A 13,415-nucleotide genomic window follows, 5' to 3' on the forward strand; every position below is an offset into this window, starting at 1 on the left:
TCAAGGCTTCCAATTGCCCTCTGCAGTTGGGAGCCGTCGCGGTTGGTTAGCTAAGACCTATTGCACGGTTTGCCCCGGCCCAGGCGTTAACATGTCAAAACCATGGGGCATCGGGCGTAATAAAAAATGCCAGGCACTGCCTGGCATTTATGAATTCTCTAATTGTTCTGTTCAAATCGTTTACTACTTGTTGTTGATGCATTGCGAATACATCGAGTAACGAACAGTCTTGAGCGTGCCCTGGGAGTCCTCGAAGGTCATCAACCGTGGGTAGACCTGGCAGGTACGTGGGTCCTGCGACTGACGTACGAACTTAGCAACGTCTATCTTCATGCCATATTTGTAATCCTGAATCTCTGGCATTGGCTTGCCATTTTTCTCCGCGTACTTGGCCACTGCGGTCTGGTGCTCCTTGGTGTATTGCAGCTGCTTGCTCTCGGAAAAAGTGTTGGCCTGCGAAGCCACCGAGAAAACAACAAGTGCAGCAGCGATAATTAGCTTTTTCATAAAACCCTCTCAATTTCAAAACTTCTCGGGCGTAACCTTAGCAATGCATAGGCATCACCGGCATGACGAGAAACTTACAATTTTGAAAGGTAAGTGCATCTACTTCACTTTAAACAAAAAAACCCACAACACGTGTTGTGGGCTTCTCTTTAGCGGAGCCTGTTAGCTAACCACTTCGGCCTCGTCGCCGTCTTCATCCTTGCGGTGTGCCCAGTAATACAGGGCAGGCAGTACCAACAAGGTCAATGCGGTGGAGGACAGGATCCCGCCAATCACCACCGTCGCCAGTGGCCGCTGAACTTCTGCACCGGTACCGGTGGCCAAAGCCATCGGGATGAAGCCCAGGGAAGCTACCAAGGCAGTCATCAGAACAGGTCGCAGACGGGTTAATGCACCTTCATCGACTGCCTGCCTGAGCGTTCGCCCTTCCTCCCTTAGCCCGCGGATGAAGGCAATCATCACCAGGCCGTTCAGTACTGCAACGCCGGACAGTGCAATGAAGCCGACACCTGCCGAGATCGACAGTGGGATGTCCCGCAACCACAACGCCACAACACCACCGGTGAGTGCGAATGGAATACCGGTGAAGACCAGCATGCCGTCCTTCAGGTTGTTGAACATCAGGAACAACAAGGTCATGACCAGCAGCAAGGCGACTGGAACAACGATCTGCAGCCGTTTGGCAGCCGACTGCAGCTGCTCGAACTGGCCACCCCAAGTCGTCCAGTAGCCCGCAGGGATTTGCACCTTCTGATCCAGCGAAGCGGTCGCCTCCTCAACGAAGGATCCCAGGTCACGGCCTCGAACGTTGGCACTGACGATTACCAGACGCTTGCCGTTCTCGCGGCTGATTTGGTTCGGGCCCAGTTGCAGGTCCAGATTAGCGACCTGCGACAGCGGGATGAAACCGATCTGGTTGGCACCCTGAGCCGCATTGGCAGGCACCGGAATCAGCAAACTGGACATCCCCGCTACGTCGGTGCGAACGGTCTCAGGCAGGCGCACTACCATGTCGAACCGACGGTCGCCCTCATACAGCGTGCCGGCCTGGCGACCACCCACGGCGATAGCGATCGAGTTCTGAACATCCGCGATGTTCAGGCCGTAGCGTGCTGCTTTCTCGCGGTCGATGTTGATTGTCAGCACCGGCAGGCCGGATGTCTGCTCAACTTTCACTTCCGACGAGCCCGGTACCGCTTTGAGCGCTGCCGCGATCTTGTTGGCGGTGTTGTTGAGCACGTCCATGTCATCGCCGAAGACCTTCACAGCGACATCACTACGCACGCCCGAAATCAGCTCGTTGAAACGCAGTTGGATTGGCTGCGACAACTCGTAGTTGCTTCCTGGAACACCCGCTGCGGCCTTCTGCACCTCAGCAATCAGCTCATCGCGAGGCTTCTTGGGGTTAGGCCACTGATCCTGAGGCTTGAGCATGATGTAGGCGTCGGAGGCGTTCGGTGGCATCGGGTCAGATGCAATTTCCGCGGTACCCGAGCGTGCGAACATCCGCTCGACTTCAGGCACCTGCGCTATTACCGCTTTCTCCAGACGCTGCTGCATCTCGACGGACTGAGTGAGGCTCGTTCCAGGCACACGCATGGCCTGCATCGCAAAGTCACCCTCACTGAGGCTTGGGATGAACTCGCTACCCATACGACTTGCCAGCACACCACTGAGCACGACCAAGGCTACTGCGGCCGAGAAAGCGATGTTCCGATGTCCCAGCACCCATTGCAGAACCGGCTCATAGCGCAGTCGAGCTGTGCGCATGACCACGCCTTCCTCTTCCTTCACCTTGCCAGTGACGAACATGGCAATAGCTGCAGGAACAAAGGTAACGGACAGGATCATTGCGCCCAGCAGAGCCATCACAACGGTGAACGCCATAGGGTGGAACATTTTGCCTTCGACGCCGGTGAGGGCGAAGATCGGCAGGTACACCACCATGATGATCAGCTGACCGAAGATCAGCGGCCGGCGAGCTTCTCGCGCCGCGGCAAAGACCTCGTGGAAGCGTTCGGTTTTGGTGAGCATGCGGCCATGCTTATGCTGCGCATGAGCCAGTCGACGGATCGCGTTTTCTACAATAACCACGGCACCGTCGACGATGATGCCGAAGTCGAGTGCCCCCAAACTCATTAAGTTGGCACTGACCTTGTTGTTGAACATGCCTGTGAAGGTGAAAAGCATGGACAGCGGAATCACCATCGCGGTGATCAGGGCTGCACGGATGTTGCCGAGGAACAGGAACAGAATCGCGATTACCAAGATCGCGCCTTCTACCAGGTTCTTCTTCACCGTCGCGATGGCTTTTTCAACCAGGTTGGTACGGTCGTAAACGGTCACAGCCACCACGCCCTTTGGCAGGGTGCGGTTGATGTCCGCCAGTTTGGCGGCGACAGCTTGAGACACAGTACGGCTGTTTTCACCAATCAGCATGAACACGGTACCGAGCACGACTTCGCGGCCGTTCTCAGTAGCAGCACCTGTGCGGAGTTCTTTACCGATGCTGACGTCAGCAACGCTGCTGATGCGAATCGGTGCACCATCCACGCTGGTGATCACGATGTTGGCGATGTCTTCGATGTTGCCTACCTGGCCGGGCGCACGGATGAGCAACTGCTCACCATTACGTTCGATGTAGCCGGCGCCGACGTTGGCATTGTTACTTTCCAACGCTGCGACCAGGTCATTGAGGGTAAGCTTGTAGGTAGCCAGGCGCTTAGGATCTGGCGCAACCAGGAACTGCTTGGCATAGCCGCCGATGGTATTGATCTCGGCTACACCCGGGACGTTGCGCAGCTGAGGCTTGATGATCCAGTCTTGGATCACGCGCAGGTCGGTCGGGGTGTAAGGCGTACCGTCCTCTTTGACCGCGCCATCTTCGGCTTCAACGGTCCACAGGAAGATCTCGCCGAGGCCGGTAGATACCGGGCCCATAACGGCCTCTACGCCTTCTGGCAGCTGTTCCTTCGCAACCTGCAGCCGCTCGTTGATCAACTGGCGGGCAAAGAAGATGTCAGTGCCATCCTTGAAGATCACGGTGACCTGAGACAAGCCAGAGCGAGACAGGGAACGGGTCTGCTGAAGGCCCGGGAGACCGGCCATGGCCGTTTCAACTGGAAACGTGATCCGTTGTTCGGTTTCCAAAGGCGAATAACCAGGCGCTGCAGTGTTGATCTGCACCTGGACGTTGGTGATATCGGGTACCGCATCGATGGGCAGCTTTTGATAGCTGTAGATACCGATACCCGCCATGATCAGAACAGCGATCATTACTACGATGCGCTGCTCGATGGCGAATCTGATGATACGTTCAAACATGAGAAATCATCCTGTCAGTTCGCATCAGTGACCGTGTTCGGCAGAAGCTTTGCCGAGCTCGGACTTGAGTGTGAAGCTGCCACTGGTTGCTACCTGGGCGCCGGCTTCAATACCGTCGATGACTTCCACGTACCCATTGTCGCGACGACCCAGTTTTACCGGGCGGGTGTCAAACCCATCTGGGGTGCGTACGAATACCGAGGGTTTGTCTTCAACGGTCTGGACTGCGTGCTCAGGGACCGCTACGGCAACTCGATCAGTCTGGGAAGTGACCGCAATGTTCACGAACAGGCCTGGACGCCAGGCACCGTTGGGGTTGGTCAAGGTGACGCGGACAGTGGCTGCGCGGTTTTGCTCGCCCAGCAGGCTCCCGACATAACCCACCTTCCCTTCGACCTCGACATTCATGTCAGGCGAAGAGACTTTCACCGCACGACCAGTCGTGACCTTGCCAAGATCTGTAGGCGGGACGGCGAAGGTTGCCCAGACCTGATTCAGGTCAGAAAGGATGAAGGCGTTGGTCGCCTCGCTGACGACTTCGCCAACGGTCAGGTGTTTCTCCACCACCACGGCGTCGAAAGGAGCTCGGAGTTCGTAACGATTACCGCCAACGGAGTTAACCGAAGCACCGATCGCACCGACCTTCTGCTTGGCGTTGGCCAAGGAGATCTCCGCTTCTTGCAGCGCTTGGCGTGCTTGGAGGTAGTCTTGCTCCGCGGAAATCTTGTCCTGCCACAGCTGCTTCTCACGCTCGAAGGTCACTCGCGCCAGTTCGACGCGACGCTGTGCGGCCTGTTGTTCGCTGCGCAGGTCAGAGATCTGCTGGCTCGCGATTACAGCGAGGACCTGACCCTTTTTGACCGTCTCACCCAGGTCGGCTTGGACAGTCTCTACAACGCCAGGAACACGAGGAACCACGTGGGCGGTCCGGTCTTCATCGAAGCGAATTTCGCCCGGGAAGCTCACGACTGTACCCAAGTCACGCGGCGCTGCAGCTTCCAGGGCAACGCCGGCAGCCTTGATCTGCTCAGCGCTAAGCGTCAGCTTGCCCTCTTCTTCACCGCCCTCTTCGCTGTGGCCTTCTTCACCATGGCCCTCATCACCCTCCTCTTTGGCGGCAGATGCGGCTTTCTTTTCGTCGCCATGGCCATCGTTAGCGCCATGCTCGGCGGTACTAGCGGCCTGCTGTCCAGAACTGTTGTTCCAGGCAAGGCTGCCAAATCCGAGGGCTGCCACAGCGGCTACCGCGAGGGCGATCTTGCGTTTGTTATCCATTGCTACTCCTGCTGATCGTAGGCACCGGCTTGTTCAAGGCTGTGTGCCGAAGAAAATGTTTGGCCCGTTCAGCGAGCGCCGGCAGTTGAGCCGACTTCGCCATAAACCCTTTCCACCTGCGCACGCGCATTGGTCGCCGCTGCCAACGATTCGAGATATTGGCCACGAGCGACGATCAAGGTGCGCTGGGCATCCAGCACTTCGATGAAGCCGAATTTGCCCATCTCGAAGCCGCGGGTTGCGGTATCTACGGCTTGTTGGGCTGACGGCAGAATGGTCTTGTCGTAGGACTCGACCTCCTGCATGGCGGTGGACCACTGGTTCAACGCGGTTTGGGTTTCGGTGCGCAGCCGCAGCTCCACAGCATTGCGCTGGTCTCGGGCCTGATCTGCACGACGAGAAGCGGAAAGAATGTTGCCCTGGTTGCGATCAAACAGCGGCAAAGGCATAGAGACGCCCACAGTGTTGACACGCTCGCGCACAGAGCGGTCGTACTGGCTACCTACGCTGACGGTAAGGTTCGGGATACGCTGAGCTTTCTCTGAACCGAGCGAGGCATCGCTCTTGTCGATCTGTACCACGGCCTGGCGCATTTCTGCGGTCTGATCGAGCTTCGCCAGCAGCTCTTCAGTCCGCGGTGGCAGTCCCGGGGAGAGGGTTGGCGATTCGAGTCGATCAAAGACGGTGACCGAGCTCCCGGTAATTTGAGCGAGTTGCTGGTAAGCGGTCGTCTTTTCGGTTTCGGCACGTCGAACTTGCAGCTTTGCTTCGGCCAGTTGTACTTGGGCGCGGGTGGCCTCTACTGGAGACGATTTACCTGCGCGAACACGACCATCGACGATGCGGAGACCGCGCTCAGTCAGTTCGAGAGATTGCTTGGCCAGGTCAAGGCCTGTCTGGGCCCGCAATGCGGCGTAGAAGGCCTGTACGACGTCTGCCCGCAGACCGTTCACGCGACGGTCCAACTCCAGCTGTGCGGCGGTCTGCCCGTAAGTGGCGACGTCAACACGAGCTCCCCGCTTACCACCCAGCTCCAGGGTTTGGCTAAGCGACACGGTCGTCGTGCTGGTGTTACGACGGGTGTCTTCCACGTCGTACGAAATAGTGGGGTTGGGGATAAGCCCGGCCTGCTTGCGAGCACCATCAGCGATGCCAATCTCTTGCCGGGCCGCGGCCAGGTCAGGGTTGGCATCCATGGCCGTCGAAAGCGCCTGGGGCAAGCTGATGCTTTGAGCAAGAGCTGCAGGTGCCATCAATCCAGAGATGACTGCACAGAGTGCAGCGATCTTCCAGGGCGAGACGGAGGTCTTGGATAAGACATTGCGGTTATACCGGGGCACTTTGATGGTCCTCGTGCACAAACTTCGATAAAGCTTGGCGAGAACGCCGAAACAGCTGCCAAGCCCCACTTGATTAGGTGATGGCACTCTAATGAGCGGTAGCTATCAGAGGGGTGGCTAGAAAATTACAATTTCGTAAGAAAGTCCTGTAATGCCCGAAAATACTGGGAAACCAAACCCGGCACTAGGATTTCGTTACAAGCAACGGAGATGGCAAACACGCGGTGCGAAGGCGCCGAATAACAGGCAGATGACGAAATTGTAATTGTCCTATCACCCTCCCGTTATCTTCGGCCTGCAAATATGAGCTCGCGCTACGCTAGGCGCGCCGCCGGGTCAGAACAATTAACGACACCCGCGCCGGTAAACATAATAAAAACTGCCGTGAATCAAAGGAGCATCGGATGAAAATCAAAGTACCACTGTATTTGGCGGCAGTTTCTGCGCTGTCTGGAAGCTACGCTATTTCGGCACAAGCTGAAGACAAGCCAGAAGGCTTCATTGAAGGCAGCAGCCTTACAGTGTTGAACCGTAACTTCTACTTCAACCGTGATAATCGCGACAGCACCGCCCCCACTTACAACAGTGGCAAGGGCAATACCAACGGCTACTCCGAAGCCTGGGCGCACGCGATCATCAGTAAATTCAACTCTGGGTTTACCCAGGGTACCGTTGGCTTCGGCGTTGATGCCTTCGCCATGATCGGCCTCAAGCTCGACACCGGTGATGGGCGCAACGGCGGCCGTAGCTCCTTCGACGTGCTACCCGTTGATAACAAGGGCGAAGCTCGCGACGAATACACCAAGGTCGGCGGTGCAGCCAAAGTCCGCTTGTTCGATACCATCGTGAAAGTAGGTGATGTTTTCCCATCGACTCCGGTCGTTGCATCCGGTGACTCTCGCCTGCTGCCAGAAAGCTTCCGCGGCGTGACCGTTGAGAACACCAGCATCCAAGGCCTCACCCTTCAGGGTGGTCGACTGCACGCCATGAGCCAGCCAGTCTCCAGCAACCTGAACGACAACTTCGTGACCTTCTACGGCGGCCCGGTCAACTCGCCATGGATCGGTTACGGTGGTGGTGACTACTCGATCAACGACAACTGGACTGTGAGCGTCTACGCCAGCCAGCTGAAAGACGTCTGGAATCAGTACTACGCCGGCACCAGCGTTGTTTACCCGCTGAGCGACGATCTGGCGCTGATCGGTGGCTTCAACTACTACAAAGCCGTAGATGAAGGTAAGAAGCGCCTGGGTGAATTCGACAACAACATCTGGAGTGCCAAGGTCGGCGTGCGTTACGGCGCCCACACCCTGGCCCTGTCGCACCAGCGCAACAACGGCGACGACGATTTCGACTATCTGCGTCAGTCGGACTCGATTTTCGTCGACAACTCCATCCAGTACAGCGACTTCAACTCGCCGAAAGAGCGTTCCTGGATGCTGCGCTATGACCTGAACTTCACCAGCTACGGCATCCCAGGCCTGACGTTCATGACCCGCTACGCCAGAGGCTCGGGCGCGGATTACTCGAACGCTAACCAGTTCTACATGCGCACCGACGACAACGGCAACCCGCTCGACAATCAGAAGCGTTGGGAGCGTGACGTCGAAGTCAAATACGTTGTGCAAACCGGTCCGGCAAAAGACTTGTCCTTCCGGTTGCGCCAGGCAACCACGCGTGCCACTGCTTTCGAATCGGATCTGGATGAAACTCGTGTAATCATCGAGTACCCGCTTTCGATTCTGTAATTCGCTGAGCGGGCCAGTCTTTCGACGGCTGGTCCGATTAGTAAAACGAGCATTACGAATTCACCTTGAGTGGCTTAATTGCTCCTTTGGTAAAAGGTGGATATTTGGCGCCCATTGGGCGCCTTTTTTTTGCCTAAAATTCAAGTAAGCGTTCGATTGTACGCATTGCATGCCGGTGAAGTTCATGACTACACCAATGACCAGTCTCCTCAACATGAGCGACCTCGCCGTCATCCGAACGGAACGAAGCTAGCACAAAGAAGAAAATAACCCAGTATTTCATATGGTCAAATCATCCGCTGGAGAGAGGGCCCGCAACTGTCAAACCCAAGCCGCGACAAGATATACCTCCAGACTATCAACTGTATTACCTAGAAATTACAAATCCGTCATTTGAACCCCAACACGCTCATTTTGATTTACCATCCATTTCAATAATGCCGGCGCGCGTGCGCGGTTAATTGCTCAGTGATATCGAGACATAATCCCATGCGAATTCTGGTAATTGAGGATGAAGTAAAAACTGCGGAGTATGTGCGTCAAGGCCTTACAGAGTGTGGCTATGTCGTAGATTGCGTCCACACCGGATCAGATGGATTATTCTTGGCCAAGCAGCATGAGTACGAGCTGATTATCCTCGATATAAACCTACCAGAGATGGACGGTTGGCAGGTCCTTGAGTTGTTGCGCCGTAAAAACTGCCCGTCCCGCATCATGATGCTGACGGCGAGAAGCCGATTGGCGGATAAGGTCCGGGGGCTGGAGAACGGCGCAGATGACTATCTGATCAAACCATTTGAGTTCCCAGAGCTGCTAGCCCGGGTTCGCGCCTTGATGCGCAGGTCAGATCACCCCGCATCTGTGGAGGTCATTCGCGTGGCCGATCTGGAACTTGATCAAAGCCGGCACAGGGCATTCAGGGACGGTCAGCGTATTGATTTGACCACCAAAGAATTCGCGTTGCTGCACTACTTGATGCGTAACACCGGGGTGGTACTGAGCCGTACGCAGATTATCTCTCAGGTTTGGGATATGAATTTTGATTGCGACACGAACGTTGTAGAGGTGTCGATTCGAAGACTCAGAGCCAAGATAGATGACCCCTTCGAAACCAAGCTGATACACACACTTAGAGGCGTAGGGTATGTACTTGAAAAGCGTTAATTGCCAAACTATATAGTATCGAGATCGGCTAACTAATTCCGTCGCAAACGTGCCTACTGAACTGGATTTTACTATTTACGACCCGCGGCGCTGATTCCTTACCCCGCAAATGAGGTAGGCTGTGCATGAGGTATAGCATTGATTATCAGCAGGTCTCGGAGGATCAAGAGTTTGTCAGGCCTGATGACCGCTCAGCTGATATTGTCTTTAACAGTGAGCATGGCTTAGCTCTTATCCCATGTGTTGGCGATGTAGTCAACCTACCCTCTACGGCCGTCAAAGCGGGGGTTTGTGGCGTCGTCAGATCAAGAATTTTCAATTATCTCAGGGGTCCTGAAGAGTTTTACTGCCACGTCAATATTTTTGTTGAAGAGGCCGACATCAATTTCGGCAATCTAATATCCGAATATATGCGTAACCAGGCACGCTCACGATCACCCTCCTCATAGTGGTTTGAATAGTCAATACGGATTCCGTCCTTTTATTGAGTGCTCAGTAGAACCCACGTTGCAGAGCTCTACTGAGCCCAAAAACCTTATTTCCGCTGCTGTGCAAAAACCACTAACTGCCACTCAATCTTGCCCGCGCCAGGTGCATGCTGGTGATGGTTCTGTGGAGGAAGAACATGCCCTTTGGCAATACCGATCTCATCCCCGCAGGAGACGCATCGGTAAATGCCTGGATTTGGCGCTTCGGTACCAGGCGAATACTTTTTATCGTACTCCGAATGATCACTTTTGTGCAGAAAATTGCCGTGCTTATACTGAGCCATATCTATTCCCTTGAACTGTTGCTCTATATTTTTGTGCCACTTTACCGGGGCACAGAATAATTTTTATCACGTAATGACGAATAGATTCCAGCGAAGTTTTCCATAATCGCTCAGTACGCAGCCTACTTTCGTAGCATTTATTATTCTGATTGTGTCAGGCAGGAGATTTTTATGCCGGCGGAATTTTGGCGCCATGCTATGGCACCAGGATAGAGATCAAATCACGCCATCAAGTGACTCTTGCTATTCGAACCTGCCCCTACAAGAACAGGTAGTCACGGCACCCTGCTAGAGCGCGGGAGAGGCGGAGCACACAGAGCAGGCGTCATTGTTTTTTGAATAGCGCACTGAAAAATATAGAAGTACAAGAAGCCCGCAAAGAGAACAGTAGGCGCCATCAGAGCCAATTGAGGATCCATAAACCCTGAAATTACATACTGCTTAAGTGTAAGAGAAGCCAGGATAAAGGCCGAACAATACAAAGCACCTGTAAATTGATTCCCTAGAAAGCTTAGCACCCCACTAAAGGCATTATTGGCGCTCAATAACACTGCCTTCAATATGGTCCAACCGAAAAGCGGAAGGAAAATCTTCACCATAAAGGCAAATAAAGTTGTTGAGGCGAACAGTTTCAGTGGTATCTCTGCCCATGGCTTGATGGTACCGTCGTTTTCTACACCAAAGAATAGGATGGCATTCAGGATAATTGCTATAGAGCAGCATATGATGAGGCGTATCACCTCCCGTTTAAGCGGGGCCATCATTATAACTGAGTTAATGCTTTTCGCGATATATTGCTTTAGAGCCTGGGTCATTGACCTATTGCGTCCTATGCTAGCCGAGGTGATAATATTGTATTGATGCAGCAGTAATAGACTGACGCTTTATTTATTTCTCAGTCAAGGAGAATCCTGATGATTTACGAGTCTGATGATTGGAGGAAGTCACTTCTTCGTTCAGCTCGTTGGCTTGAGAAGGCTCGTGTAAAAGAGTGTTCTGAAGGGCGCATTTATGCGAAAGCAGAACGTGAAATTTTTGTCAGTTTTTATACGGTACGCAAGCTAATCGAGACCTACAAAATCTCTGAATCAACGAAGAAAATTAAGCTCCATCTACCGTACTACCCGATCACCAGTGGCAAGACAGTAGACTACTTCAATCGGCACAACATAATGGAAAACTACGAAACTACTAAAGTTTACAAAGAACTGCGGGATATGACTTTTGTCGCGAACCAGGTAATCCACTCGTACGTATTCGAATTCGCGACTAGTGAGGATGGACGGATTGACGGGGTGTTTGTGGCCTCAGACAAGGGACGACACCAGCGACTCTATTACTATTCTATGACGCTAATGCTCAGTATTTTTAGGTCCGTAGGCTTGGATGTCGTCTCAGAGCAGCATTTGGTAAGGGACCCTGAAACAGAGCAGTGGAAGATCAGGTGAGTAGCCACCAAGCCAAACCCGCTACGGCAGCTGTAATTAACCCAACGGTTGCATAGAAGGCAGGTCTGCCGATCCAAGGGTGACAAGCCAGCATGATTCCCAGATGGGTCTTCGGCTTTATGCTATCCCACTCAGACTCGACGATGGTCCCATCTAGAATATAAGGCTTCCAATATTTGACGATATGGTCCTTGTCGGGCTCAAAAAAATCGCTATGGCCGTAATCAAAGTAACGGTCAGCTACACGTGTATTTTTAAATCCGTTTCGACCAGTCCCGCCGTAGCCTATAGTCGAAAAGGTAGCTAGGACGGGGTAAAAATCTCGCGTCCCGACATCGTTGACGATGTTGCCTGCAGCCATGTGCCGAGCATGCTTCTCCCAGGCATAATTGCCTTTTATTATGGAGCCGCAGAGAACAATTCTCTCAATGTTGATGTCAGTGTATTTGGCGAGGATCCGACTAATGATATAGGTGCCGAAGCTGTGGGCAATGACCATAATGCGAGCAGTCGGTTCCATAAGCCGTGCGTCTCGGAAGTCATTTGCGATCTTATTGATTGGCGTAGATCGAAACGGACACGCAAGCTGCAGCGCGGTCACACAATGGTAGCCAAGACCTTTGACTCTGACATGAGCAACATCTCGGAAGGCTGCTTTTACCAGCTCGTGCCAGGAACCATCAGTTTGAATACCATGGACAAGCATGAGCGTGATGGCCTGAGCATCATCTTTGACATTAGAAATCTGCATATCGACTAACGAGTCAAACAGCTCCAGATGCTCGGCATCCAGAGTTGCCCTAATTGCCTGCAGCTGGGCCAGTCGTTTGGTCTCAATCGTATTTTCCCAAGTCGATCGAACAAGGGTAACAATATCAACAGGCTTCAATCGAGCACCAATCTATAGGTTGGTTCCACGTTGGCGGCAAGTACTTCAAATTCGGTATCCATCCCAGGATCACGAACAATCTCTGGGATATCGCCGTAAGATTGGAATGAGAGACCTTCGCCGCTGGGGCACCTAACAATAAGGAATCTCTTGATAATCCGGCCCGTTACCAAGATATTAATCAAGATTGCAAGGTGCGCGGAAGTACCGGCTTGCATAATATCGAACATGCGATTCGGGTTTAGCCGAATTCTAGGCAAAGCTTCGCCACCCTGGGATTCATAGCCCTGGATAAAACTAGCCAATCTTCGGAGGCCTTCAGCCTCGTCTGGATGGTTAAGTATTAAAGGCGATAACTTTTCCGCGAACATATTCGTATTCTCCGGCGGAGCACGCTACGGTCACCGCAAACTCGTTTCTCTCACCCGAAATCAAAAGCCTCAGTTCACGGGGAGGATCACTGTCTGGTAGTTTAACGTAAATATTGGCTCCCGTCACTTCGCCATCACGCTCCAAGAAGCGATCCAACGCAGACATCGAACCCTCATCCGATGAAAGGTTTTCATCAACCGATGCGGAGGTAATCTGCATTTGGGCCCCGAATTCATTTCGAGCCGTTGAATTGCTATATCTGATTTCTTGGGAGAGGTTATCGCGCTCGCGCAGAATCTTATTCTTAGCGGGGCTAAGCGAAACTTCAGCGAACCCATCGTCCGGTAGAAATTTCCTTACTTTGTTTTTCAACACCCACAAGAGCTCGGAATATTTCTTTGCCTGATTATCTTGAGAGGCAATACGAAACTCCAATAAACCAGTGTGGTCCAGGTGAACAATATTCACCGCACGTTTTTTTGTGGTCGCATAGCGTCGAATCAGTTCGCCAGTTGCTGGATCCGTCTCCACAGCGCTGAGACGATTGATGTCACGGCTTTCGACGACTTTGATCGT

General features: G+C 53.3%; 10 protein-coding genes and 1 pseudogene. 3 read left to right on the forward strand and 8 right to left on the reverse strand.

Annotated features, from left to right (window positions below):
• Positions 1–183: 183 nt before the first annotated feature.
• The 4 genes from ACF8MI_RS05205 to ACF8MI_RS05220 form a co-directional block, all read right to left on the reverse strand.
• Positions 184–507, reverse strand: coding sequence for a DUF2790 domain-containing protein (locus ACF8MI_RS05205; RefSeq protein ID WP_003253432.1), 324 nt, complete (start codon positions 505–507; stop codon positions 184–186).
• 162 nt (positions 508–669) lie between these two features.
• Entirely contained in the window at positions 670–3,831 is a 3,162-nt protein-coding gene (locus ACF8MI_RS05210) for a CusA/CzcA family heavy metal efflux RND transporter (RefSeq protein ID WP_003253428.1), read from the reverse strand.
• Between the two features lie 24 nt (positions 3,832–3,855).
• On the reverse strand, positions 3,856–5,106 hold the full coding sequence (locus ACF8MI_RS05215; protein ID WP_003253426.1) for an efflux RND transporter periplasmic adaptor subunit: 1,251 nt from the start codon (positions 5,104–5,106) through the stop codon (positions 3,856–3,858).
• 68 nt (positions 5,107–5,174) lie between these two features.
• Positions 5,175–6,446: a TolC family protein gene (locus tag ACF8MI_RS05220; RefSeq protein ID WP_016712696.1), complete on the reverse strand. Its 1,272-nt coding sequence runs from the start codon at positions 6,444–6,446 to the stop codon at positions 5,175–5,177.
• A gap of 404 nt (positions 6,447–6,850) precedes the next feature.
• Here ACF8MI_RS05220 and ACF8MI_RS05225 point away from each other — a divergent pair, with 404 nt between their 5' ends.
• Both ACF8MI_RS05225 and ACF8MI_RS05230 read left to right on the forward strand, forming a co-directional pair.
• Complete coding sequence (locus tag ACF8MI_RS05225) at positions 6,851–8,194, forward strand: OprD family porin (protein ID WP_003253422.1); 1,344 nt, start codon at positions 6,851–6,853, stop codon at positions 8,192–8,194.
• 489 nt (positions 8,195–8,683) lie between these two features.
• Positions 8,684–9,358: a heavy metal response regulator transcription factor gene (locus ACF8MI_RS05230; protein ID WP_003253420.1), complete on the forward strand. Its 675-nt coding sequence runs from the start codon at positions 8,684–8,686 to the stop codon at positions 9,356–9,358.
• 535 nt (positions 9,359–9,893) lie between these two features.
• Here ACF8MI_RS05230 and ACF8MI_RS05235 read toward each other — a convergent pair.
• Both ACF8MI_RS05235 and ACF8MI_RS05240 read right to left on the reverse strand, forming a co-directional pair.
• The gene (locus ACF8MI_RS05235) at positions 9,894–10,130 is read right to left on the reverse strand and encodes a hypothetical protein (RefSeq protein ID WP_074059229.1); all 237 of its coding nucleotides are present in this window, start codon (positions 10,128–10,130) and stop codon (positions 9,894–9,896) included.
• A gap of 275 nt (positions 10,131–10,405) precedes the next feature.
• Positions 10,406–10,945, reverse strand: coding sequence for a hypothetical protein (locus ACF8MI_RS05240; protein ID WP_003253418.1), 540 nt, complete (start codon positions 10,943–10,945; stop codon positions 10,406–10,408).
• A 99-nt stretch (positions 10,946–11,044) separates the two neighbouring features.
• On the opposite strand from ACF8MI_RS05240, the gene ACF8MI_RS05245 reads away from it, so the two are divergent.
• The gene (locus ACF8MI_RS05245; protein ID WP_009682000.1) at positions 11,045–11,578 is read left to right on the forward strand and encodes a hypothetical protein; all 534 of its coding nucleotides are present in this window, start codon (positions 11,045–11,047) and stop codon (positions 11,576–11,578) included.
• Here the strand turns inward: ACF8MI_RS05245 and ACF8MI_RS05250 are convergent.
• Positions 11,571–12,467, reverse strand: coding sequence for an alpha/beta fold hydrolase (locus tag ACF8MI_RS05250; RefSeq protein WP_014754857.1), 897 nt, complete (start codon positions 12,465–12,467; stop codon positions 11,571–11,573). The two genes, ACF8MI_RS05245 and ACF8MI_RS05250, sit on opposite strands and share 8 nt — an antisense overlap.
• A gap of 336 nt (positions 12,468–12,803) precedes the next feature.
• A pseudogene (locus ACF8MI_RS05255) lies at positions 12,804–13,415 on the reverse strand (hypothetical protein); the annotation flags it as partial.

Source organism: Pseudomonas sp. yb_9 (assembly GCF_043103635.1).
Classification (GTDB): domain Bacteria; phylum Pseudomonadota; class Gammaproteobacteria; order Pseudomonadales; family Pseudomonadaceae; genus Aquipseudomonas; species Aquipseudomonas monteilii.